Source organism: Litchfieldella xinjiangensis (assembly GCF_000759345.1).
Classification (GTDB): domain Bacteria; phylum Pseudomonadota; class Gammaproteobacteria; order Pseudomonadales; family Halomonadaceae; genus Litchfieldella_A; species Litchfieldella_A xinjiangensis.
This window is the reverse complement of record NZ_JPZL01000004.1, coordinates 163446-184816: the sequence shown is the minus strand read 5'-3', so window position 1 is coordinate 184816 and position 21371 is coordinate 163446. Positions and strand designations below refer to the sequence as shown.

The 21371-nt window shown below is 55.9% G+C and carries 25 protein-coding genes and 3 pseudogenes; 17 read left to right on the top strand and 11 right to left on the bottom strand.

Annotated features, from left to right (window positions below; all coding sequences use genetic code 11):
• Positions 1–4 precede the first annotated feature (4 nt).
• Genes JH15_RS15655 through JH15_RS15645 form a run of 3 tightly spaced genes read right to left on the bottom strand, consistent with a single transcriptional unit; the run spans position 5 to position 2393 of the window.
• Complete coding sequence (locus tag JH15_RS15655; RefSeq protein WP_043532042.1) at positions 5–472, bottom strand: MaoC family dehydratase; 468 nt, start codon at positions 470–472, stop codon at positions 5–7.
• Complete coding sequence (locus JH15_RS15650) at positions 472–1245, bottom strand: 3-ketoacyl-ACP reductase (protein WP_043532040.1); 774 nt, start codon at positions 1243–1245, stop codon at positions 472–474. Before JH15_RS15650 ends, JH15_RS15655 begins: the two co-directional genes overlap by 1 nt.
• 8 nt (positions 1246–1253) lie before the next feature.
• Complete coding sequence (locus JH15_RS15645) at positions 1254–2393, bottom strand: acyl-CoA dehydrogenase family protein (RefSeq protein WP_043532038.1); 1140 nt, start codon at positions 2391–2393, stop codon at positions 1254–1256.
• 163 nt (positions 2394–2556) lie between these two features.
• Between JH15_RS15645 and JH15_RS15640 the strand changes: the two genes are divergently transcribed.
• The 7 genes from JH15_RS15640 (at position 2557) to JH15_RS15610 (ending at position 9536) form a co-directional block, all read left to right on the top strand.
• Complete coding sequence (locus tag JH15_RS15640; protein ID WP_043532037.1) at positions 2557–3531, top strand: TRAP transporter substrate-binding protein; 975 nt, start codon at positions 2557–2559, stop codon at positions 3529–3531.
• A gap of 69 nt (positions 3532–3600) precedes the next feature.
• Complete coding sequence (locus JH15_RS15635; protein ID WP_052384175.1) at positions 3601–4116, top strand: TRAP transporter small permease; 516 nt, start codon at positions 3601–3603, stop codon at positions 4114–4116.
• Positions 4116–5384 carry a TRAP transporter large permease gene (locus JH15_RS15630; protein WP_052384174.1) on the top strand — a complete coding sequence of 423 codons (1269 nt, stop codon included), beginning with the start codon at positions 4116–4118 and terminating at the stop codon, positions 5382–5384. The genes JH15_RS15635 and JH15_RS15630 overlap by 1 nt, the downstream gene beginning before the upstream one ends.
• 4 nt (positions 5385–5388) lie before the next feature.
• The gene (locus tag JH15_RS15625) at positions 5389–6915 is read left to right on the top strand and encodes an acyl CoA:acetate/3-ketoacid CoA transferase (protein WP_043532035.1); all 1527 of its coding nucleotides are present in this window, start codon (positions 5389–5391) and stop codon (positions 6913–6915) included.
• Entirely contained in the window at positions 6912–7676 is a 765-nt protein-coding gene (locus tag JH15_RS15620; RefSeq protein WP_043532033.1) for an enoyl-CoA hydratase/isomerase family protein, read from the top strand. The genes JH15_RS15625 and JH15_RS15620 overlap by 4 nt, the downstream gene beginning before the upstream one ends.
• A gap of 37 nt (positions 7677–7713) precedes the next feature.
• Positions 7714–8544, top strand: coding sequence for a shikimate dehydrogenase family protein (locus JH15_RS15615; protein WP_043532031.1), 831 nt, complete (start codon positions 7714–7716; stop codon positions 8542–8544).
• A gap of 2 nt (positions 8545–8546) precedes the next feature.
• Entirely contained in the window at positions 8547–9536 is a 990-nt protein-coding gene (locus JH15_RS15610) for a Gfo/Idh/MocA family protein (RefSeq protein WP_043532029.1), read from the top strand.
• A gap of 167 nt (positions 9537–9703) precedes the next feature.
• On the opposite strand, the pseudogene JH15_RS18720 reads toward JH15_RS15610, so the two are convergent.
• The 3 genes and pseudogenes from JH15_RS18720 to JH15_RS15600 all read right to left on the bottom strand — a co-directional run.
• A pseudogene (locus JH15_RS18720) lies at positions 9704–9901 on the bottom strand (transposase domain-containing protein); the annotation flags it as partial.
• 5 nt (positions 9902–9906) lie between these two features.
• Positions 9907–10500 (bottom strand): annotated as a pseudogene (locus JH15_RS18155) (IS66 family transposase); the annotation flags it as partial.
• 276 nt (positions 10501–10776) lie between these two features.
• Entirely contained in the window at positions 10777–11709 is a 933-nt protein-coding gene (locus JH15_RS15600; RefSeq protein ID WP_197053342.1) for a LysR family transcriptional regulator, read from the bottom strand.
• A 338-nt stretch (positions 11710–12047) separates the two neighbouring features.
• Between JH15_RS15600 and JH15_RS15595 the strand changes: the two genes are divergently transcribed.
• The 7 genes from JH15_RS15595 to speB all read left to right on the top strand — a co-directional run bounded on the left by JH15_RS15595 (position 12048) and on the right by speB (position 18342).
• A complete protein-coding gene (locus JH15_RS15595) occupies positions 12048–13133 on the top strand; it encodes an ABC transporter substrate-binding protein (protein ID WP_197053341.1) in 1086 nt (361 codons plus the stop codon).
• 94 nt (positions 13134–13227) lie between these two features.
• A complete protein-coding gene (locus tag JH15_RS15590) occupies positions 13228–14052 on the top strand; it encodes an ABC transporter permease (RefSeq protein WP_052384171.1) in 825 nt (274 codons plus the stop codon).
• Entirely contained in the window at positions 14052–14906 is an 855-nt protein-coding gene (locus tag JH15_RS15585) for an ABC transporter ATP-binding protein (RefSeq protein WP_081949072.1), read from the top strand. The genes JH15_RS15590 and JH15_RS15585 overlap by 1 nt, the downstream gene beginning before the upstream one ends.
• 40 nt (positions 14907–14946) lie before the next feature.
• Positions 14947–15714, top strand: coding sequence for a creatininase (locus JH15_RS15580; RefSeq protein ID WP_043532023.1), 768 nt, complete (start codon positions 14947–14949; stop codon positions 15712–15714).
• Between the two features lie 72 nt (positions 15715–15786).
• Positions 15787–16566 carry an SDR family NAD(P)-dependent oxidoreductase gene (locus tag JH15_RS15575; protein ID WP_197053340.1) on the top strand — a complete coding sequence of 260 codons (780 nt, stop codon included), beginning with the start codon at positions 15787–15789 and terminating at the stop codon, positions 16564–16566.
• Positions 16563–17315: an SDR family NAD(P)-dependent oxidoreductase gene (locus JH15_RS15570; protein ID WP_043532021.1), complete on the top strand. Its 753-nt coding sequence runs from the start codon at positions 16563–16565 to the stop codon at positions 17313–17315. Before JH15_RS15575 ends, JH15_RS15570 begins: the two co-directional genes overlap by 4 nt.
• A gap of 61 nt (positions 17316–17376) precedes the next feature.
• On the top strand, positions 17377–18342 hold the full coding sequence (gene speB / locus JH15_RS15565; protein ID WP_231566458.1) for an agmatinase: 966 nt from the start codon (positions 17377–17379) through the stop codon (positions 18340–18342).
• A 140-nt stretch (positions 18343–18482) separates the two neighbouring features.
• Here the strand turns inward: speB and JH15_RS18570 are convergent, their stop codons facing one another.
• The 4 genes and pseudogenes from JH15_RS18570 to JH15_RS18685 form a co-directional block, all read right to left on the bottom strand.
• Complete coding sequence (locus tag JH15_RS18570; RefSeq protein ID WP_331280884.1) at positions 18483–18698, bottom strand: HAD-IA family hydrolase; 216 nt, start codon at positions 18696–18698, stop codon at positions 18483–18485.
• Positions 18699–18865: 167 nt separating this feature from the next.
• Positions 18866–19060 (bottom strand): HAD family hydrolase, encoded by a 195-nt coding sequence (locus JH15_RS18565; protein WP_331280883.1) that lies wholly within the window; start codon positions 19058–19060, stop codon positions 18866–18868.
• A 44-nt stretch (positions 19061–19104) separates the two neighbouring features.
• Positions 19105–19323, bottom strand: a pseudogene (locus tag JH15_RS18690) (IS481 family transposase); the annotation flags it as partial.
• A complete protein-coding gene (locus JH15_RS18685) occupies positions 19313–19477 on the bottom strand; it encodes a hypothetical protein (RefSeq protein WP_422730568.1) in 165 nt (54 codons plus the stop codon). The gene JH15_RS18685 and the pseudogene JH15_RS18690, both read right to left, overlap by 11 nt.
• A 169-nt stretch (positions 19478–19646) precedes the next feature.
• On the opposite strand from JH15_RS18685, the gene JH15_RS15550 reads away from it, so the two are divergent.
• The 3 genes from JH15_RS15550 to JH15_RS18680 all read left to right on the top strand — a co-directional run bounded on the left by JH15_RS15550 (position 19647) and on the right by JH15_RS18680 (position 20718).
• Complete coding sequence (locus JH15_RS15550; RefSeq protein ID WP_043532015.1) at positions 19647–19985, top strand: helix-turn-helix domain-containing protein; 339 nt, start codon at positions 19647–19649, stop codon at positions 19983–19985.
• A 46-nt stretch (positions 19986–20031) separates the two neighbouring features.
• A complete protein-coding gene (locus tag JH15_RS15545) occupies positions 20032–20346 on the top strand; it encodes a HipA N-terminal domain-containing protein (RefSeq protein WP_043532014.1) in 315 nt (104 codons plus the stop codon).
• A gap of 123 nt (positions 20347–20469) precedes the next feature.
• Positions 20470–20718 carry a GTP-binding protein gene (locus JH15_RS18680; protein ID WP_156105344.1) on the top strand — a complete coding sequence of 83 codons (249 nt, stop codon included), beginning with the start codon at positions 20470–20472 and terminating at the stop codon, positions 20716–20718.
• 499 nt (positions 20719–21217) lie between these two features.
• Here JH15_RS18680 and JH15_RS18560 read toward each other — a convergent pair whose 3' ends face one another.
• Positions 21218–21352, bottom strand: a complete 135-nt coding sequence (locus JH15_RS18560; protein WP_331280885.1) for a hypothetical protein — start codon at positions 21350–21352, stop codon at positions 21218–21220.
• Positions 21353–21371: the final 19 nt, after the last annotated feature.

Sequence of the window (21371 nt, the reverse complement as noted above, 5' to 3'; positions counted from 1 at the left end):
GCTTTTACGTGTCAGCGCGAACGCGAGACAACAATTGGTTTGTTCCTTCTTGTACGGTTTCTTTATGCTGGTTATAAACCGTGAAAAGGAGCTTTATCACGCCTCGGTCGCGTTTACTGGTCAAGCGCTTTTCTTCGACAGAGACTTTCGCTTGGATACGGTCACCGGCAACGACGGGGTTGCTGAAACTCCAGTTCCATCCGAGAGAGGCAACTGCCATCAATTTCACAGGGGCGCGATTTTTAAGACCGTCTACCAGAGAAAGCACGAGTAGACCATGTGCAACTCGGCCTGGAAAGCCCTGCTCACGCGCGAATTCATCATCCATATGGAGACTGAAGAAATCGCCCGATAACCCCGCAAAATTGACAATATGGCTTTCAGTGACGATTAAGCCGTCGGTTACGAAGTAGTCTCCCGTATTGAGATCGTCATGCCAGTAAGTGCCGGGTTTGAGTTCGCGTTCTTGCATTAAAACCTCGGTATGTGTAATCCGCCATCGACATGGATGGTTTCGCCAGTGGTATAGGGAAGTGAATTGGAGGCGAGCGTGGCGATGACTTTGCCGACTTCACTTGCCTCTCCCCAGCGGTTGATAGGAGTAAATCCTTGGGAGAATAGGCGGTCATAGCGCTCTTTAGCGACGCCCGTCATATTGGTGCGAATTACTCCCGGGCGGACTTCGTATACCTTGATTCCCTGTTCGGCCAGCCTTATTGCAAAGAGCTTCGTCATCATCGAGAGGCCGCTTTTAGAGATACAGTACTCACCTCTATCGGGGGAGGCCGCATGGCTATTGGCTGACGATACAGTTATGATCGAGTTGTATTGCTGGTCATGCATATCCAACATACGTTTGGCAACTTCCTGAGTCAGGAAGAATGTGCCGCGCAGGTTGACATTAATGAGCTTGTCAAAACTTTCAGGCGTAACCTTTAGCAAGTCGTCACGCTGTGGTACAGAGATGCCAGCATTATTGATGAGACAGTTTATTCCTCCGAAACCATCCCATGCCTTATCTACGATCTCTTTGTGCAAGGCTACATCTGCTATGTCGCCTGTGACCGGGATGGCCTTCTGTCCATGGGCTTCTACTGCGGCAATCGTTTTTTCCAGGTCTTCCGACATTGCCAAATCATTGACGATTAGGTTGAAGCCTTGTGAAGCCAGCGCTTCAGCACAACCACGCCCGATGCCCCTAGCAGCACCTGTTACCAAGGCAGTTAATTTCTGTGGGTTATTCATACGGTCCCTTAATGTGAAAGCAGTTGACGTGCAATGATCATTCGTTGGATTTGATTGGTGCCTTCGTAAATTTGAGTGATCTTTGCATCTCGATAGAGACGTTCTACTTCGACTCCACGGATGTAACCCATACCTCCGTGTATCTGAACGGCGTTAGCGGTATGTTCAACCGCCGCATCCCCGGCGAAGCATTTCGCCATCGAGCACTCCATCGTCGCTCTTTCTCCGCTATCCAGCTTGGTGGCAGCATCGCGTACCAGCAGGCGCCCGGCATGTGTGGCTTTCGCCATATCGGCTAGCATCCACTGTACGCCCTGGAATTCGCTGATCGGCTGTCCGAACTGGTTTCGTATGCCGGCATACTCGATAGAAGCTTCCAGAGCCGCCTGGAGAATCCCCACCGCAAGGGAGCTGATTCCAACGCGTCCCTTATCCAACACACTCATCATCATGTGGAAGCCACGCCCCGCTTCCCCAAGCAGGGCTTCGGGGGGAAGCCTGACGTCATCGAACGTAAGCGCCCCGACCTGGGAAGCGCGTTGCCCCATTTTGTGTTCCTTGGGGCCTTTGGTGACGCCCGCCTGGTTGGTATCCACTAGGAAAATGCTCATGCCTCGCTTGCCGGCTTCTGGGTCGGTCCTCGCCAATATGGCCGCGAAATCGCAGACGGGGGCGTTGTGAATCCATAATTTCTCGCCAGTCAGACGCCAGCCGTCACCGTCAGGTACGGCCGTGGTGCGGATGCCTGATACATCCGAGCCTGCTCCAGCTTCGGTGAGGGCATATGCACAGCGGCGTTCGAATCGCAGCAACGGCTTGAGATAGCGCTCACGCTGCACGGCCGAGCCGTGGGCCGTCAGAAGTGAACCCAGAAGTTCGATCAGGCCGCATTGGTCGGCTACGGAGGAGTAGCCTCGCGACAACTCTTCCATGACGATGGCGTAGGTGCGGCAATCGGCCCCGAGGCCGCCGTACTCCTCGGGAACCGTGATACCGAATAAACCGAGTTCCGCCATCTGGCCGTAGAGGGTTTCGGGGAAGGCTTCGCTTTCGTCAAGCGCATTAGCCTTGGGGCGTATCTCGCCATCAGCGAATTCCCTCACCATCTCTTGCACCGCTAGATAGCGGTCATCGGCAGTGCTGGCCATTGCCTAGCTCCTATGCGTCTAGATTGTTTTTCTCAGCCCACCGGCCGAGTCATTTGCATCGATAGGGTACCTATGCTATCCATAGTAGAACGTTCCTGTAGAACGTTCAAGTAACTAACAATGAGCCCAACGATGAGTGGGGCCAACAGCTAGGAGTCGTCACATGAACCGTCAGCAACTGACCGCAGCATTAAGCATGTTCGTGACATTCGCCGCTCCGCATGCATTCGCAACGGAGCTAACCGCCGGACACGTAAACCCGCCGGGTGAACCATCCCACGAGGCATTTGCCCAACTCGCCGAACGATTGAAAGATAGCGAAACCGGCATCTCGCTAACCGTGTTTCCTCAAGGTCAGATAGGGTCGGAAAAAGATGCGATAGAGCAGGTGCGGATGGGCGCACTCACGATGACGACTGTAGCGTCTTCTGCGCTTTCAGCATTTGCGCCCAGCGTGGGTGTTTTCGATATTCCCTTTCTGTTCCGTGATCAGAACGACCATCCGCGAGCAGTCGGTCAGAGCGAGATAGGGGATGAAATTGCCGAGAGGGTTGAGCAAGAGGCTGGTGTGGAAGTGCTGGGTTGGTGGAGCGCCGGGCAGCGCCATGTATTCACTCGTGAGACCGATGTAAATACTCCTGAGGACCTGGATGGACTGAAGGTTCGTGTTATAGGGAGCCCGGTATACCTTGACACTTTCAACGAGCTTGGCGCGCAGGCGACGGGCATGCCTTACGGTGAAGTCTATAGCGCTTTAGCCAACGGCACAGTGGATGCCGCTGAGAACGATACATCAGGTTATCGCAATATGAAGTTCTGGGAACAGGCGCCTCATCTCTCTCTCACCGGGCATTTTTTCCTATATAAGCCTGTTTTAGCTAATAAGCAAGCAATGGAAGGGCTTACGGATGACCAGCGAAAGGAATTTGATGAGATATTCCGCGAGGTAACCGAAGCACAGTGGGATATGTTCGCGTCGAACTTCGAGAACGACCTTGACGCGTTGCGAGACCAGGGAGTCACCATCATAGAGGAGCCTGATCGCGAGGCGTTTCGAAATAAAGTTCAGCCTGTTATCGAGAAGTATGAAGAAGAATACGGTGCCGACTTGGTCGAGCGTATTCGAAACGTCGAGTGAGCTAGATGATCTAGACTGGCCAATGCCTTAGCTTCAGCATTGGCCATTCTATAAAGCGAGGGGCCTGGTATGGTTAGTGCATTAATAAAAATCGAAAACAATATTGTGAAACTTGAAGAAGTGGCCCTGTTTATCATACTGATGCTGATAGTCGGCAATCTTTTTCTTCAAGTGATTTTTAGGTTTTTTATTAATGTGCCGCTAGATTACACTGATGAACTTTCGCGTATTCTGTTCGTTTGGTTAATATTTATCGGTTCTGCGCGGGGTGTGTATGTGGGGCAGCATTTCCTGGTTAGCATAGTATTCGATAAGCTTCCGTTTACAATTCAAAAATTTCTGGAGGTGTTGATTGATTTTCTGGTCATTATTTTTCTCGCCACATTGGCATGGATCAGCTTTAACTCTGCTATTTTCGGATCAATCCAGAAGCTACCCGTCTTGAACATTCCCGTCGCTATCCAAACGATCGCCATGCCCATTGGCGTAGCCTTGATGGCATTCCACACATTGATGTTACTACCTCGTCGTTGGGTTGCAATAGCGGGCGATAAGGAAACGTTAGCCACTCAGGAGGCGGAGTAATGATGCTATTGCTGCTTTTGAGCGCGTTTGTGTTGTTGTTGTTGCGTGCTCCGATTTTCTTCGCCCTTGGCGCACCTGCGCTCGCTTATCTCAGTTTGAAGGGCTTCCCTCTCGGTATCGCTCCTCAGCGTATGATAGGTACTGTCAATAATTCTATACTTTTAGCAGTGCCCATGTTCCTCCTGGCTGGCAGGATCATGAACATCATCGGAGCAACCGAACGCATCTTCAATTTTGCCGACGCGTTGATTGGCCATGTTCGAGGTGGCCTAGGCTACGTTTCAGTAGTTGCCAGTATCATTTTCTCGGCGATGTCAGGCTCCGCAGCCGCTGATGCGGTAGGGGTTGGCACGATGACCGTCAAGGCGATGCGGGAACGCGGCTATGACCCTAATTTTGCTGCTGCTGTTACGCTATCGTCAGCAACGCTTTCACCGATTATTCCCCCGTCTATTATAATGATTGTATATGGTGCTACTGCCAATGTCTCTATAGGCGCCATGTTTCTCGGGGGTATCCTCCCGGGGCTTTTCATCGCTGCTGGTTTAATGATCGCTGTTGGGGTTTTAAGTAGCCGTAGGGACTATCCAAAAGGAAGGCCTCCCACATGGCCGCGCCTATGGAAAAGTTTCAAGGATGCTATTTTCGTTTTGTTTACCCCTGTCATTATTATTGGAGGGATCTTTGGTGGCGTTTTTACAGCGACGGAAGCTGGTGTCGTTGCCGTCGTATATGTAATGTTGCTTGGTTTTATTTATCGAACTTTACATTTTGCAGAGCTATTTAAAGAGGTGGTCGCCGCTGCTACCTCGGTAGGCGTACTTCTTTTTATAGTGGCTATTTCTGGCCTCGATACATGGGTGATTACGCGCGAGCAGCTTCCGGCGTCACTTGCTGGCCTGGTTACGGGACTTGTCCAGGATCCGACCTTGATTATTATCCTTATATTGCTGGTCGTTTTATTCCTAGGAATGTTTTTGGATGCGACTCCTATTATCTTGATGGTAGTGCCTGCCATTATGCCTCTGATTACTACGGCCGGGATAGATCCCTTGCATTTAGGGGTGCTATTTTCCATTGTATGTGTAATAGGACTTATAACACCCCCGGTGGGCGTGGCGCTATATGGCGTAGCAATGGTGGCTAATTTGTCGATAGAACGCGTTTTCTGGGCAACGTTGCCGTTTTTTGCTGCGCTTCTCTTGACAATAACGCTATTTATTTTTGTACCTGAAATTATTACAACACTTCCTTATTATTTTAGGTGATTAAATGAAGCCGGAAATATTACAAGCAAAGGATATTGCCAGCCAGATACCTGATGGATCCACCATTGCCGTCAGCGGGTCTGGCGGGGGATTGGTTGAGGCGGATGAGATATTCGCCGAAATCGAGAAATCCTTTCTGGAAACAGGGCACCCGCGAGATTTGACGCTTGTTCATGCGCTGGGTCTTGGCGATCGAGGCCAACGCGGTACCAATCGCTTTGCCCATGAGGGGCTCGTGCGTCGCGTCATCGGTGGCCATTGGACGTGGTCTGCCGGGATGCAGGACTTGGCAGCGAATAACGCAATTGAGGCTTACTCTTTACCGAGTGGTGTCATCAGTTTGTTGCTTAGGGAAATTGGGGCAGGGCGGCCGGGTTTGATTACCCGTACAGGGTTGGGAACGTTCGTCGATCCTCGATTAGAGGGCGGAAAAGTAAACAAGGCGGCGATTGATGATCTTGTTGAGGTTATCAATATCGATGGCGAGGACTTTCTACGTTACAAGCCGTTCCCAATAGATATCGGCCTTATCCGTGGAACGGAAGCCGATGTTTACGGCAATATTTCTACCTATCAAGAGCCCGCCGATCTGGACGTCTATGCTGTAGCGCTTGCGGCTCACAATTCGGGTGGCCGTGTTATGGCCCAGGTGCGAGAACAGGTGCCGGCCGGCCGCTTGTCCGCGCGTGATATTTCTATACCCGGTGTTTTGGTCAATTATCTCTATCTCTGTCCGCACCAGAACCAGACATATCGTGGTGGCTATGAGATGGCGTTGGCCGGTCTTGGTAAGGACTCTCCAACAGCGCCGTCCATCGACATAGGGCGTGGCCTGCGTCGTGTCGTCGCTTTACGTGCGGCCGAAGAATTGGTTCCCGCCGCTACCGTCAACTTCGGCTTCGGTATGTCGGCCGGCGTCGCCGGCGTCATTTCCGAGCGGGGTACAGGCAATAACTACTGGACCACCATTGAGCAGGGGATACATGGTGGCGTTATGGAAACCGGTGATCTTTTCGGCATGGCCGCTGATCCGCTGGCGATCGTTTCCACGATGGACCAGTTCGACTTTTACCATGGAGGCGGGCTCGACATCGCCTTCCTCGGCATGGCGGAAATGGACGCGGAGGGAAACGTCAATGTCAGTCATATGAATGGTCGCATCATAGGGCCAGGGGGCTTCATCGACATTACTCAGAATGCCAGGAAGGTGGTGTTCTGCGGGGGGTTCGACGCCAAGGGCGTCGACATGGAAGTGGTAGATGGTGGGCTTCGTATCCATCGGCGAGGCGAGGTTCGTAAACTTGTGAACCATGTCTCGGCGCTGACATTTTCCGGTCCCGAAGCACGTCGTCGTGGTCAGGAAGTGCTGTACATTACCGAGCGGGCTGTCTTTCGCCTCGTCGATGACGGCATTGAGTTGATCGAGTACGCCCCCGGTGTGGACATTGAAAAGGACATTCTTGCAGCCATGGAGTTTCGGCCCGTAATCAATTCCCCGGTCCCAATGAACGCGGAGTGCTTCGTGCAATGAATGAGCGACTGGAAATCAGTACGATCGGTGCGGTGCGATTGATTCGAATGACAGGTTCGCCTCGTCGTGGCAACCCTCTGTCCCAAGACCTAATTGGGGGGCTTCTTGAAGCTGTTATAGAAGGCGAAGAGGATAAGGCCGTTCGGGCCATCGTTCTGGCCGGTACTGATACGCACTTCTCAGTAGGAGCCGACCTGCACGAGGTCGATCGCATGACCGCGTCCGAAGCGATTCTCGATGATTGGCTCGATGAATTCGACCGAATCGCTGCGGCTCGCAAGCCTATGATCGCCGCTGTACGTGGACACGCCGTAGGGGGCGGGTTCGAATTGGCACTGACATGCGATCTTATGATTTGCGCCGATGACGCGCGTCTCTCTCTTCCCGAAACCGGAATCGGAGTGATAGCTGGCCAGGGTGGAACACAGCGCATTATCCAACTGGCGGGTAAAGCGATCGCCGCCGACATGATACTGACGGGGCGTGTGGTTTTTGGGGATGAGGCATGTCAGCTTGGCATTGCAGCGCGTTCCGTTCCTTCTCGGGAGGTAATTGAAGAGAGCATCAATATCGCTAGCGCTATCGCCGAGCGTAGCCCTGAAGCCATTCGCTTTTCACGGGAAGTCCTGCGTGAGGCCAGTGAAGGACATCTGCGCCAATCCATGCGTATCGAGCGTCTCTTAGCGTCGGTCGTGCTGGACACCCAAGAGCGTAAGAAGCGGGTTGGCGAGTTTCTTGACAAATCCAGAAAATCGAAATGATTCGCAGGAATCACGACAACGCCGAGAGGGAACATTTATGAGCACCTTACATGACGGTGTGCCTGGCCTCCCATTGCCAATTTCGGGGGATACGCGGGTCTATGTGATTATTGGCGACCCGATTCATCAAGTAGGTTCACCACTTATTTTCAATGCGGCTTTTCGGGAGCTCGGCATCAAGGCGGTTCTGATCCCTCTTCATGTTGCGAGTGAGGGGTTGGACAGCCTGTTCGATGGGCTTCGCCATATGCGCAACCTCGATGGCATCGTGGTGACTGTACCTCACAAAATGGACGTGCTTGGCCTTGTCGATGAGGTGGTGGAGAACGGCCGCCGTGTTGGCGCTGTGAATGCGATCCGTTGTGAGCCCGACGGACGCTGGGTAGCCGATAATTTCGATGGCCGTGGTTGCGTCATCGGACTGCAGAACGCGGGTTACGAGCTTGACGGTGCCCGGGTCCTTCTCGTCGGCGCCGGCGGGGCGGGCAGCGCGGTGGCTCATGCGTTTGCCGACGCCGGTATCGCTTCCATCCACCTTCATGATACGGACGACACACGTTTGTCTCGACTGGCCGATAGTCTTAATGCGTCACATGAGAGTCTTGCTGTCGGCAAGGGCGATGTGGACCCTGCAGGCTTCGATGTGGTGGTCAATTGTACACCGCTAGGGATGAAGACGGACGATCCTTATCCTGTCGATCCGACGAGGATATCTCCGCAGACGCTGGTAGTGGATGTAATCCTCAAGCCGGCCATGTCGCCCCTGCTTGAAGCCTGTGCCGCTAAAGGATGCTCCGTTCAGCCAGGCAGGCGGATGCTGGATGGGCAGGCGGAGGCGATTCTCGAGTTCTTCGGAATGAGGAAGTGAATATGGGTCGGACAACTTTTGCCATCATTGGTTTAGGTCTCGCGGTAGAGCCACATGTCAAGAGTTTGCTTGACTTATCGGATCGGGTTGAAGTGCTTTATGCGGTGACACGCAGCGAGAAGCGTGCTCAGCAATTTTCTCAAAAGTATTCCTTACCTGTAAGCACGGACATGCAGGCGGCAATCGGTGATCCCGCCGTGGATGTCGTTTTGATATTGACGCCTCCGCATACTCACTTGGAGATCTGCGAGCTAGCATACGCTCACGGCAAGAATGTCCTGATTGAGAAACCACTCGACGTTTCCCTAGAGCGGGCGCAGCGCATCGTACAAGGGGCGTCGCGTGCCGGTGTGTCGCTAGGTGTCGTACTTCAGCATCGCTTTCGTCAAAGTTCATTAAGGCTTGCTCAGATCCTGGAAAAAGGCGAGCTTGGCAGCATCCAGTCCGCCTCCATGATGCTGCCCTGGTGGCGTGCACAAGAATACTATGACGAACCCGGTCGTGGCACCCGTGCTCGTGACGGTGGCGGTGTCCTCATGACGCAAGCCATTCATACGCTGGATCTCTTCCGCTCCTTGGTCGGCCCGGTGAAAGTGGTGGCCAGTCATTCCGGCACTACGGCACTGCATGATATGGAAACAGAAGATTGTGTGGCCGCTCTTCTGCGAATCGCCGATAGCGCTCCTGCGACGATGATGGCGACGACGGCCTTTTATCCCGGTCTGCCAGAAAGTATCGAGATCCTCGGCAGTAAGGGAACCGCGCGAATCATCGGCAGTAGCTTGCAGGTCAATTACCTTTCTGGAGACCAGGAAGAGCTTCATGCTGAGGCTGGCACTGGTAGCAATTCCAATCCCATGGATTTCCCACACGACGCTCACCGTAGACTGATAGAGGATTACCTGGATGCTCTGGGAAATGGGAGGAAGCCCTTGGTTTGCGGTGAGGAGGCCATGCTTACGCAAAGACTGATAGAAGACCTGCTGGCCTAGAGATTTGCGAATGCATCTCGGTAGATCCGATCTATTGAAGTAGTGACCTAAGACATTGGTTCAAAAGGTATGTGTTCCGATAGCAAGCCTTATATGGCGCTTGGCTTGCCAAAGGGGGCGGCTGAGTATTTATGGGTAAGCGTTCTGGGATCACTCTGTTCGGGTGATCAGTTGCCCAGTTGCCAGTGCTGAGGCTTAAGTTCATGGATCTGGCTGGCCTTATGCGTCGGCAATCGAGCCAGCACGTCTTTCAGGCAAGCATGTGGTTATTGTTCGTTCAGCTTGGCGCACTGAATCAGGCTCATGATATTGGCGGCACGCTGGCCGCTTCGCAGTGATCCGGCAAATAGCCAGTTGTTGCGACCCTGAGTGTCGTGGCATAGGCCCAGAGGTAGGCTTTCTGCGTCTCCTTCTTGCCGGGCACCAGCATCGGTACCAGTGTTTTATCAGCATGCAGTATCGGCTCGGTGAGCAGGGCCTCGCGCAAGGCATCGATCAGCGGCTGCAGCCGCACCCCGCAGATGCCGATACATTCGGCCAGTGTTGAGCGTGGGATTTCCACGCCGGCGCCGCGGGCAAAGATCTACGACAGCCGTTACAGCGGCAGAGGGTCAGAGTTCTTGGCGATCATTACCTGGGCCAGCAGCCCCGACGTGAGGATCCCCTTGTCGATCACCTGGGCTCGCATCGGTGACTGGGTCAGTGCCTCGCACTCATCGCATGCCCACTTGCCGCGGATGTGACGTTCGACGGTAAACACACCGGGCGTATAGTCTAGCTTATCGCTGACCTGTTCGCCGATCCGGCGCAGCTCACTGCCACACGCGCAGTACGCATTCTCGGGGTCGTGTCGGATATCGGTACATGGCAATTCGGGAGGTAGCGGTGCACGCTGTGGTGTTTTCCTGACGGGCGGTGTAGTGGGTGTGCTAAGTGCTTCCAGCTCGGACACGATGGCTGCAATGAGCAACTGGCCGACGCACTCTAGGCTTATCGTCCACAAGCTACCTAACTCGAGCCTTGAATAACACTTAAAAGCCATGCTGTAGCAGCATGGCTTTTCCTATCCAGTAAGCAATTTAGCTTTCTTCGCGTACTAGCAGCAGAGCACCGCTGTAGATGAATGTGCGATGACCGCTCATCTCATCGCGAATTGACCCATTGCGGGAGGGTCTCCAGGTGGATAGGCCTTCACCCATGGCTAGTACTGCAGCTCAAGACTAATTGACCAATTTAGTTCTCAGGAACAGGTGCTGGGCTCCTTCATCAACACATCGACCATACACTGGCGAAAGACCTCTGCTGAGCGGGAACTATGGTGCTTGCTTGTGCAGAGATAGAACTGGCTTTCGTAGCTCGGGGTATCGGGCAGGAGTATTCGCATCAGGTTGGCGTTGACCCAGTAATCGGCAAAGTGTTGTGGCAGGTAACCAATGTAGCGCCCACTGAGTATCAGTAGAGCATTGCTTTCCATGTGCGAAACGGTGGGGCCTTCAGCGGTGAAGCGTGGATTATCGATCGAGGGCAGGGAGGCATAACTCTTGTCCGTCAAAGTCGTCCGCTGCAGGGCGTCCAGGATACGAGTCGGGTCGGTTTCATTGAATAGCGGATGATCAGCTCCGCAATAGAGTTGTTGGCGCTCCTTGAACACGGGCACGCTGTCGACGGAGTCGTGATTCGGCTCGACGGGGGTCAGGATACAGTGATAGCGCCCATCGACCAGCCCCTGGATGAGATCCTCGGGCGAGGAAATATCCACGTGAAGATGAACCTCGGGAGCTAGCTCAGTAAAATTCTTGAACCCCTTGGGCAAGGGCGCCGCTTGATTCGTTGCCAGTGCGTCGACGACGCCGAAATGCAAATCGCCGCTCAAGTTGCCGCGAACCTCTGCCACTATATCGCGAAAACCTGCCACCGAGTCGAACAGTGGTGTCAGGCTCTGGTGGATTCGCTCACCTTCTTCTGTTAGCGCAAATCCTTTTCTTCCTCGTTCACAGAGGGTGAAGCCGAGGCGTTCCTCGAGCTGTTTAAGCTGGATGCTGATTGTCGACAACGATAAACCCAACATCTGCTGGGCCGGCGCAAGTCCCTGAGCCTGAACCACGGCATGAAAGACGCGTAGAAGCTTGAGATCGAAGTCGGTGAGGTTCGGAACGTTTGAATATCGAGTCATGTGCGCCATTAGATATTGTTAAGCATTTAAAATATACCAGCCAAATAAACTAAACAAAAAGCCGGTTTTCGGTTTTCCTACCAAAGACTAGCTTGCATTGTTGTAAACGCACCAAATGACAGCAAGAACTTAAAAAAGCGCACCCAAATGAAGCGATAAAAGTACTTTATCCAGATTCAAACCTTGGTTTGTGATCTGGTAATGGTTCAATCAACCCTCAGGGGATATGCTCGATTTAAGTCAAGAGATTACCCGTTGGGCAGCAACCGGCATTCCGCCAAAGTCGAATGAACATGCCTACCGTGGTCGAACGTCTTGCCAATACGAGGAACAATAAAATGAAGCACATACATTGTCCAAGAAAAACAACAGCTATCACCACGCTGTTGTGCGCTTCCGGCATGATTTTTCCAGGCGTCGCTGCCGCTCAGGCCAATGACACGATCAACATCGGTCTCAATGTGTCATGGCCGGGCTTTTCGTTTCTCGAAGTCGCGAGACAGAAAGACCTCGCCGGCGATTACGAGCTCAACCTCACCATCTTCGAAGACCCGCTCGGCGGTCATGCGGCGCTCGCAGCGGGCCAGATAGACGTTTATCTTAGCACCGCCGAATATACCCCGTTCGCCATCGAGCGAGGAACGGACACGGTATTGGTTTCTCACCTCAATATTTCCTATGGCGTCGACAAGGTGTTGATTGCCGATGACATGAGTGCAGAGGAACTGAAAGGGCTGAAAGTCGGGGCACCGCAAGCCTACATCGGCGAAATACTAATGGGCATGTGGCTCGACAAGGAGGGCCTGAGCCCGGATGACGTCGAGTGGGTAAACCTGAATGCCGACGAAGCCGTAGGACCGGTGATGTCGGGCGACCTGGCGGCGGCCTACATGTACGAACCTTGGGTCACGCGCGTTATGGACAACCTGGACACCGCCGAAATCGCGGCGAATACCGCAGAGCCCTACTACCTCGACACCGGTATCTTCATGGATGCGATGTACATGAACAAGACGTTCATCGGCGAGCAGCGGGACGCGGCCATGGACATGATCCGCGCCCGCTTCGATGCCTTGCAGTACTGGCACGACAATACCGAAGAAGTGAATCAGCTTTTCTCTGATTACCTCCAGTGGCCGGTGGCCGATATCGAGTCGGTGGTGGGAACCAACGGCAAGTACCTGGACGATGGCCTCTACATGCTTGATTTCGACGAAACGGCTCGAATCTGCGGCGCGCTTGATGGCGAGCCGCCGCATGGCATCGAGCATGGTTCCATCGTACAAAGTATCGAGCGAACCAACGAGTGGTGGGTGACACTGGGGCTGATGGATGAAGTACACGATGCGGAAAAGGGCGTCGACTGCAGCCTGATCGCCGATCTGGTCGACGATGGCTATCGCCAGTCTATGTCCGCGCGTTAATGTCGAGCGGGAAGTGCCGCCTCTGTCGGGGCTTCCCATGACATGGTCCAGTTCGGCCTTCGAGCCGATAGCCTCTTACAGACGGGGAATTTGAATGGCAGGTGAATCCAGACAACGTGCCTACCAATCACGCTGGTTCGAGTTCCTGACACCAGTGCCGCGAGGGTGGCGGCTTGTGTTGGGCGCCCTGGTATGGATCTTGTTTTTCGGGGTTTGGGAAACGGCGGTATCACGCGGATGGGTCAATGCGTTGCTGGTACCTTCGCCGGTCGACGTAATCGCCACTCTTTACGAACTCTTTGCCGAGCGCGGCTTCCTGGGGGATGTCGGTATCAGTATTGCGCGCATCATCGGAAGCTTCCTGTTGGCCTGCGCGATCGCGATACCCCTCGGCATCCTGATGGGATCGTTCAAGACGGTGGAGGCGCTGTTCAATCCGTTCGTTTCGGCATGGCGCTATCTGCCGGCCCCCGCCTTCATCCCCATTTTGCTGATGTGGTTCGGCACGGGCGAATTGCCCAAACTGGCGCTGTTGTTCCTGGGGGTCATTTTCTTCCTGATCACCTTGATCATGGACCACACGAGCCAGGTACGCGCGGAGCTTATCGAAACCGCCATGACGCTTGGCGGCAAGCGTTGGCAGATTCTCTGGACGGTCGTGGTGCCGGCAGTGCTGCCCAACATCTTAATCTCCATGAGGCAAATGCTGGCGATCGCCTGGACCTACTTGGTAATCGCCGAGATCGTCGCCTCGACGACCGGCATTGGCGCCATGATGATGCGGGCGCGCCGCTTCCTGAATACCGACGAAATCATGGCGGGGATTCTGGTTATCGGCGTGCTCGGCCTGGCATTCGACCTACTGTTCCGGTGGTTGCAGCGTGCGCTCTTTCCCTATCTCAGCCAGGAGGGCGACTGATGAGCCAACCCATGGATGATGTGATGCCATCGGCACCCGACCCTTCTGGCGATGTCGCCGAGGTTCCCAAGCTTCGGTTGAAGGGGGTCGGCAAGTCGTTTCGTCTCCCGCGCGGAGAAACCATTGAAGCGATCGCCAACGTCAGCTTCGACGCCCGTGAGAATGAGGTTTGCGTGCTGCTGGGGCCTTCCGGCTGCGGCAAGTCCACGGTGCTGCGCATGGTCGCAGGGCTGGAACAACCGACCACGGGAGAGCTGACGCTCGATGGGGAACCGATCGTCGGCCCAGACCAGGAGCGGGGAATGGTCTTCCAGGCCTACACTTCTTTCGACTGGCTGACCGTTCAGCAGAATGTCGAATACGGCATGCGGTTGAACCATGTTCCCAGGCAAGAGCGACGCGAGCGGGCCGAGCATTTCATCGAACTGGTGGGGCTGAGCCGTTTCGCCGGGACCTATCCGCGACATCTCTCCGGGGGCATGAAACAGCGTGTGGCGATCGCGCGCACGCTCGCCAACGCCCCGGCAATCCTGTTGATGGATGAGCCATTCGGTGCGCTCGACGCCCAGACGCGTTGGCAGATGCAGGAATTGATGATGGACATCGTCGCGGCCGCCAATACGACGGTCCTGATGGTGACGCATGACATCGAGGAAGCCATCTTCCTGGCCGACCGGATCGAGTTTATGTCGCGCCACCCCGGGAGGGTTCACGAAGAGATCATCCCCGCATTCAAACAGGGACGCCGGATCGGCCAGAAAGAGGAGCTGATCGGCCTGGCCGGCTACGGTGACATGGAGCGCCACATCCTGCGGCTGATGCGCGAACAGGGTAGCGACGAGACTGCACCGTGACGGCGCGAGTCAGCCGAATCACGACCACGAGAGAGACCCCATGAAGCAATCGACGGTGTTGATGGCAGAGATGACGTGGCCCGAGTTTGGCGCATGTCTTGAGGACGAGCCGGTGGTTTTTCTCCCCACCGGCATGCTGGAACAGCATGGACCGCACCTTCCCATGGGTGTGGATCATCTGTTGCCGACGGCCATCGCCGCGATGGTAGCGCACGAGGTCGAGGGTATCGTCGCTCCACCGATTAACTATGGCTACAAGTCGATGCCGCGCACCGGGGGCGGCCCTTCCTTCCCCGGCAGCACCGGACTCGATGGCGCCACGCTGAGTGCGGTGGTACGCGACGTGATTCGAGAACTGGCGCGCCACGGGGTACGCCGCCTCTGCGTCATCGACGGTCATTTCGAGAACCTCTGGTTCCTCAACGAAGGCATCGATCTGGCGATGCGCGAGGTCGGTGACACCGGCCTACGGGTCATGTGTCTGCAGCACTGGGAATTCCTGACCCGGGACACCCTCGATGTCGTCTTCCCGGATGGCTTTCCGGGCATTGAACTGGAACACGCGGCGGTGCTCGAGACATCGCTGATGATGCATTTTTATCCCGAGCTGGTGCGTACCGACCGAATTCCTGACAACGCCCCCATGGAGGCGCCGCCCTATGACGTCTGGCCGGCACGCCAGGAGTGGGTCCCGGCATCGGGCGCCCTCACCTCGGCTGCACTGGCCTCGCCGGAGAAGGGCGCCATCATGGCGGCACAGTATCGCCGCGATATGTCGGCTGCCGTGCGGCGCGAGCTTCTGTCATGAAGGAGGCTCGTATGCGATATCCAAGCGTTCTGCTTGAGGGGGTAGCAGCAGTGTTAGTTTCGGGAGGGGACGATGGCGATTTCCTTTGATTTCAGTGGCCAGACGGTGCTCGTTACCGGCGCCAGCCGCGGTATCGGCTTTGCCGTAGCGAAGGCGTTCGCGGCAGCCGGCGCTCGGGTCTGTGTGCTTGCAGAGGATGCCGGGATCGTACAAGCGGCGCGGAAGATCGCGTCTGAAACCGGGAGTAAAGTCTGGGCGCAGCACTGCGATATCACCGATCGCCATGCCGTCAGAGACGCCTTGGAGAGTGTCGGTCGGCTCGATGTGCTGGTCAACAATGCCGGGGTGGAACTACCGACGCCGGTCGAAGACGACCATGACGCCATCGACGATGCGTTCGGGCGCATCATCGATGTGAACGTCATGGGCACTTGGTGGGTAACGCGGGCCGCGCTACCGAAGATGTGTGCAGGCGGGCGGATTCTCATCACCTCTTCGATCTGGGGCCGCACTGCCGTTCCTGGCTTTGCTGGCTATGTGGCTTCGAAGCATGCGCTGATCGGCCTCTCGCGAACCTTGTCTCGCGAACTCGGCCCACGTTCGATCCGCGTCAATGCGGTCTGCCCGGGCTGGGTACGTACCGAAGCCTCGCTTCGCTCATTGGCGGTAATGGCCCAGGAGCAGGGGGTGAGTGAGGATGCACTGACCGATTCGATTGCCGCTGACCAGTCGCTGGAAGGCTTGATGGAGCCTGACGATGTGGCAGGCCTGTACCTGTACCTCGCCTCAGAGGCTGCTGCCAATGTGACGGGGCAGGCGATCCCGATCGACCGCGGGGAGGTGATGGCATGAGCAACACGCTTTCCGAGATGCGCGTACTGGTAACCGGCGGGTCACGGGGCATAGGACGTGCCACCGCCATCGCGCTGGCATCGGCAGGGGCGAACGTGGCCTTTGGCCATCATGACGATGACGCCGCAGCCGCCGTCTCATTGGCCGAGGTCCAGGCGCATGATGCCGCGGCCTTCTCGATTAAGGCGGATGTCTCGGTGGAAGCTGAGGCCATCGAGATGGTCAATTGTGCGATCAAGGGTCTTGGTGGCCTGGACGTGGTCATCAACAATGCCGGTATCCTCCATGAGGCTGGCTTGCTGGATACCACCGTCGAGGCCTTCGATAAGGTCATCGCGGTGAACCTGCGCGGTACCTTCGTAGTGGGACGCGAGGCGATCCGGCACATGATGCAGCAAGGGAGTGGGCGCGTGATCAATATCGCCTCAGACCTGGGGTATCTGGGTCGCGAGCGCAATACCGCGTACTGCGCCTCCAAGGCGGGTATTGGTGCCATGACGCGCGCCTGGGCCCTAGAGTTCGCTCCGCGGATCCTGGTCAATGCCGTGGCGCCCGGGCCCGTAGACACCGACATGCTCGGTGCTGAGGTGATGAGCGAGGCGCAACGACAGAAGGAAAGCGACATCCCGTTGGCACGCATTGGTCATCCCGAAGAGATAGCTAATATGGTCACCTTCCTAGCGGGGCCACAGGCCACCTTTATCACCGGCCAGACTTTTGGCGTCAATGGCGGCAGTGTCATGTCATGAACGCTTTTTCCGAGTCTTTCCAAGCTCCACACCACTTCTCAACATCTAATAAAGGAGACTCATGATGGCTCACGACGCGTCTTTTTTCCGGCCGCTGAGCGGCAGCGAGGTACCGCGCTTCGCCGGACGTTCCACCTTCATGCGATTGCCGCAGATCGAGGACCCGGCCGAGGTCGACATTGCCCTGATCGGCCTACCCTGGGACAGCGGCTCGACGAATCGCGTTGGCCAGCGCCACGGGCCGCGCGAGATCCGCAACAATTCGACTATGATGCGGCTGGTGCATCAGGCGAGCCGTATAGCACCCTACGACCTGTGCCGCATTGCCGACCTTGGAGACGCACCAGTCAATCCGATTGATATCCTCGATACGTTGGAGCAGACCGGAGAGTTCTATCGAAAGGTGCATCGTGCCGGAGCGGTGCCATTGACCGCAGGGGGAGACCATCTTGGCACGCTACCAATCTTGCGCGGTATCGCCCGCGATGAGCCAATGGCGCTGGTCCAGTTCGATTCGCATTCTGATACCAACGACACCTACTTCGGCGATAACCCATATACTCATGGCACGCCTTTCCGTCGCGCCATTGAGGAAGGCATTCTCGACCCAAAACGCGTTATTCAGGTCGGTATTCGCGGCTCCTTATATGACTCGAGTGACCTTGACTGGGCCCTCGCGCAAGGTATTCGCATCATCGAGATCGAGGAGTATTTCGATCTGGGCCCGAAGAAGGTGAACGCGGAAATCGCCCGTGTGGTGGGAAAGACGCCGACGTACGTCACATTCGACGTGGACGCCCTGGACCCGGCCTACGCCCCCGGCACTGGTACGCCCGAGGTCGGCGGTTTCACGACGCGGGAAGCCCAGCAGATGATCCGCGGCCTGCGCGGTCTCAACCTAGTGGGTGCTGACGTAATGGAGGTGTCGCCACCGTTCGACACATCGGGCCTCACCGCTCTGACGGGAGCGACGCTGATGTTTGAGCTGTTGTGTGTCTTGGCTGATGCGATCGCAAGTCGCCGCTGAGATGAGATTGGAAAGCGACGGATGTCCGAGCCCCAAAGTCGTTTCACTGGCCCAATTTATTCTAAGCGCTTAGCTGGTCAATGGCGGATGGAAGCTCGCTGGGGTGGTGAATGGCGATTGCGCATTCAGGGGTGGTTTCCTCATCGGGAAAGCGATTGAGAGGCACCAAATGCATGCCGGCTTCGAGAACTGCCGTGACACCCAGCAGCATCATCGATGACCACGCACTCGCTGGGTGCAAATCCCATCGCTTCACCGGCGAGCCTATAAAGCGCGGGTTCGGGCTTCCAAACGCCTAGCGTGTAAGTGCTGAACAGTCGCTCGTCAAAAAACGGGGCGAGGCCGCTACTGTACATAGCACAACGAATTTTTCTTTCGGGGCCGTTGGAAACGACGGCCATCTAATGCTCTCAGGCAATCCCTGGAGCGCTTCTCGTATGCCGTCAATAGGCTGAAGCTCGGCGCGCATGCGTTGCTCCATGCGTTCCCGCATAGTGGCCCTCCAGGATCGTGTATCGGTCGCCTAGTTGAACCGCATGACGCAGGGCCAAGGTCTCGATAATTGTGAGCGTACCCCACGAAATTCCTTGAGATACTGGGCTGCGGTAAAGGGCAGGTCGAACTGGGGTAGAACCTCACCGAGGACGTCAGCAAGCAGTATCTCGCTGTCGACCAGGGTGCCGTCGGAATCGAAAAGCAGGCAGGGAAGGCTAGCCATGCAATGGTGGTTATAAACCAGCTGTAGCGCTTGAGCGTGGACTACAAGTCCACCCGCGAGTCGAGACGATGCGTGTTCAGTACGTCGCTCACGCGGCCATTGAAACGTTCCACCATGCCGTTGGCCTGCGGCCGGTAAGGCGGGATCCGGCGATGGTCGATGCCATGCTGATGACAGAACCGATCCACCCGGTGTCTGCCGCTGGGCTGACGCTCGCCGCCCGCCGCGAAGCGGTCGGTAAAGGTCTTGCCGCTATCGGTCATGTTGCGTGCTGTGGTAACGCCATCTAGCAATGGTGGGACACGACACATGATAGCGCCGCGCCAGCTCGCTATTACTAACCGAGGCGAGTGCCTGCTGGATCTCCTGGTGGATGCGCGGCGTGGTGGTCGTCGTCTTGTGCAGTTTGATATCCAACTCGCTGCTCCTGGATGAAGTGAGCAATGCGTTCACGCTTTGCCAGCAGTGGGTAGCTCCTATGGCTTAATTGATCCTCCGGTCTCTTACATGGAAGAGCGGCCAATTCGTGGAAAGATACCGACAATATAATATCGATAAAGCACCCTATCGATATTATATTGTCGGTATGAAAACGAGACACGTCACCCTCAGCCCTAAGGCCTCCCTCTCCCTGCGCCTATTCGCCGGACTGATCGAAGAGGGAAGGCTACGTAAGGGGTGGACCCGCGACGAGCTCGCTGACCGGGTTGGTGTCGGCGTGGTCACGATCCGTCAGGTCGCGAAGGGCTCCCCCCGAGTGGCCATCGGGACTTACTTCGAAGCTGCGGCGCTGGTCGGCGTGTCGCTGTTCACCGATGACCCGGACACACTGAAACGCGAACAGGCGACCCAGCTGGAGCGCCTGACGTTGCTTCCCAAGCGGATTCGCCGATCCCCCCAAGAGCCCATCGATGATGACTTCTAAACGACGCGCCTACGTCTGGATCTGACTTCCCGGACAGAATCACCCTGTGGTCGCCGGTCGCGTCGACCGCGATGACCAGGATCGCTATCGCTTTGCCTATGGTCGTCGCTACCTTGCGCGGCCTAATGCGATCAGTCTCTTCCCGAACGAGCTTCCCCTTCGGCCTGGGGACCAGGAGCAGACCGGCGGAGCACTGCCTTCCTGCCTGTGTGACGCCTCCCCGGATGCCTGGGGACGTCGCGTCATCATCAACCTTCTGACAGGGCAGAAAGGAGATGCGGCTTATGGTGTCGACTTCAACGAGCTAATCTACCTGCTCGAATCCGGCTCGGACAGGATCGGTGGGGCAGGCAGTTTCTGAACCCGTTTGCGCTGGAGGGCTATACCGAGGCATGAGCTGGCCTTCTCCTGGCCAGAGCACGGGCATTGTTGCCAAAAGGCAGCTGTATGGCGTGTCAGGAGTCGGTTGCTCTATGGCCGTGCCGTGAATCTGACCGAACTCGGCGCACTCCTAGACCACATGCCCAAGCAGATTCTGCGCTTCAAGGGCGTCTTGCTGCTGAGCGACGAGAAGAGGCTGGCCCTCCAGCGTGCGGCTGGAAGTTTGACTAGTTGGGAGCTGGAACGAAAGGAGAATGAGGAGGAGAGCCGTCTGTTCTTTATAGGCGAAGATACGCCTTCCCACTGGGTAGATATCGTCCAGCGACTAGATCGGCTACGAGCTCCAAGCTGACCTGCCATGCATGATCGCCACGCTTGGCCCGAGCAAAGGTGCTGTGGAAACGCGTAGGGACCGCCGTAGTCTGCTCGCCGGTGGCCCCCATTTTTCGAGAATGGCGTCGACCTTAGGCCGACTGCGCATTTCGCCTTGTCTTTGATTTGAGCGTTCAGTACAGCCTACTTCTCTCGATGCGTGACTGTAGGTGCTAATGTAGCGACTATGTGTCCCTGGAGGCATTAAGCGCTAGGGATACGCAGTGCGAATCTCATGAGCGTTTTCTAGACATCGATGACATGCATGACTTCATTTGCAAGTCACGTGCGCATGAGTAGTGGCGGCTTCGTGCGTAACATTGATAAGGATGGCATCGATCACGCAATGAGGGAGACCATCCAACCGGATCGGGTATCTCATGGGCATTCGCGCCGTCGCTGAGTTCGCTGATCGCAGGTAGGGCATGATTGAAGGACAAGCCACGCGGCACCAGATCGTAACACTGCCCCAATCTATTCTAAACGCGTAGCCGGTCTATAGCGGATGGAAGCTCGCTGGGGTGGTGAATGGCGATCGCGCCTTCAGGGGTGGTTTCCTCATCGGGAAAGCGATTGAGATGCACCACATGCATACCTGCTTCGAGACCTGCCATGACACCCACCGCAGCATCA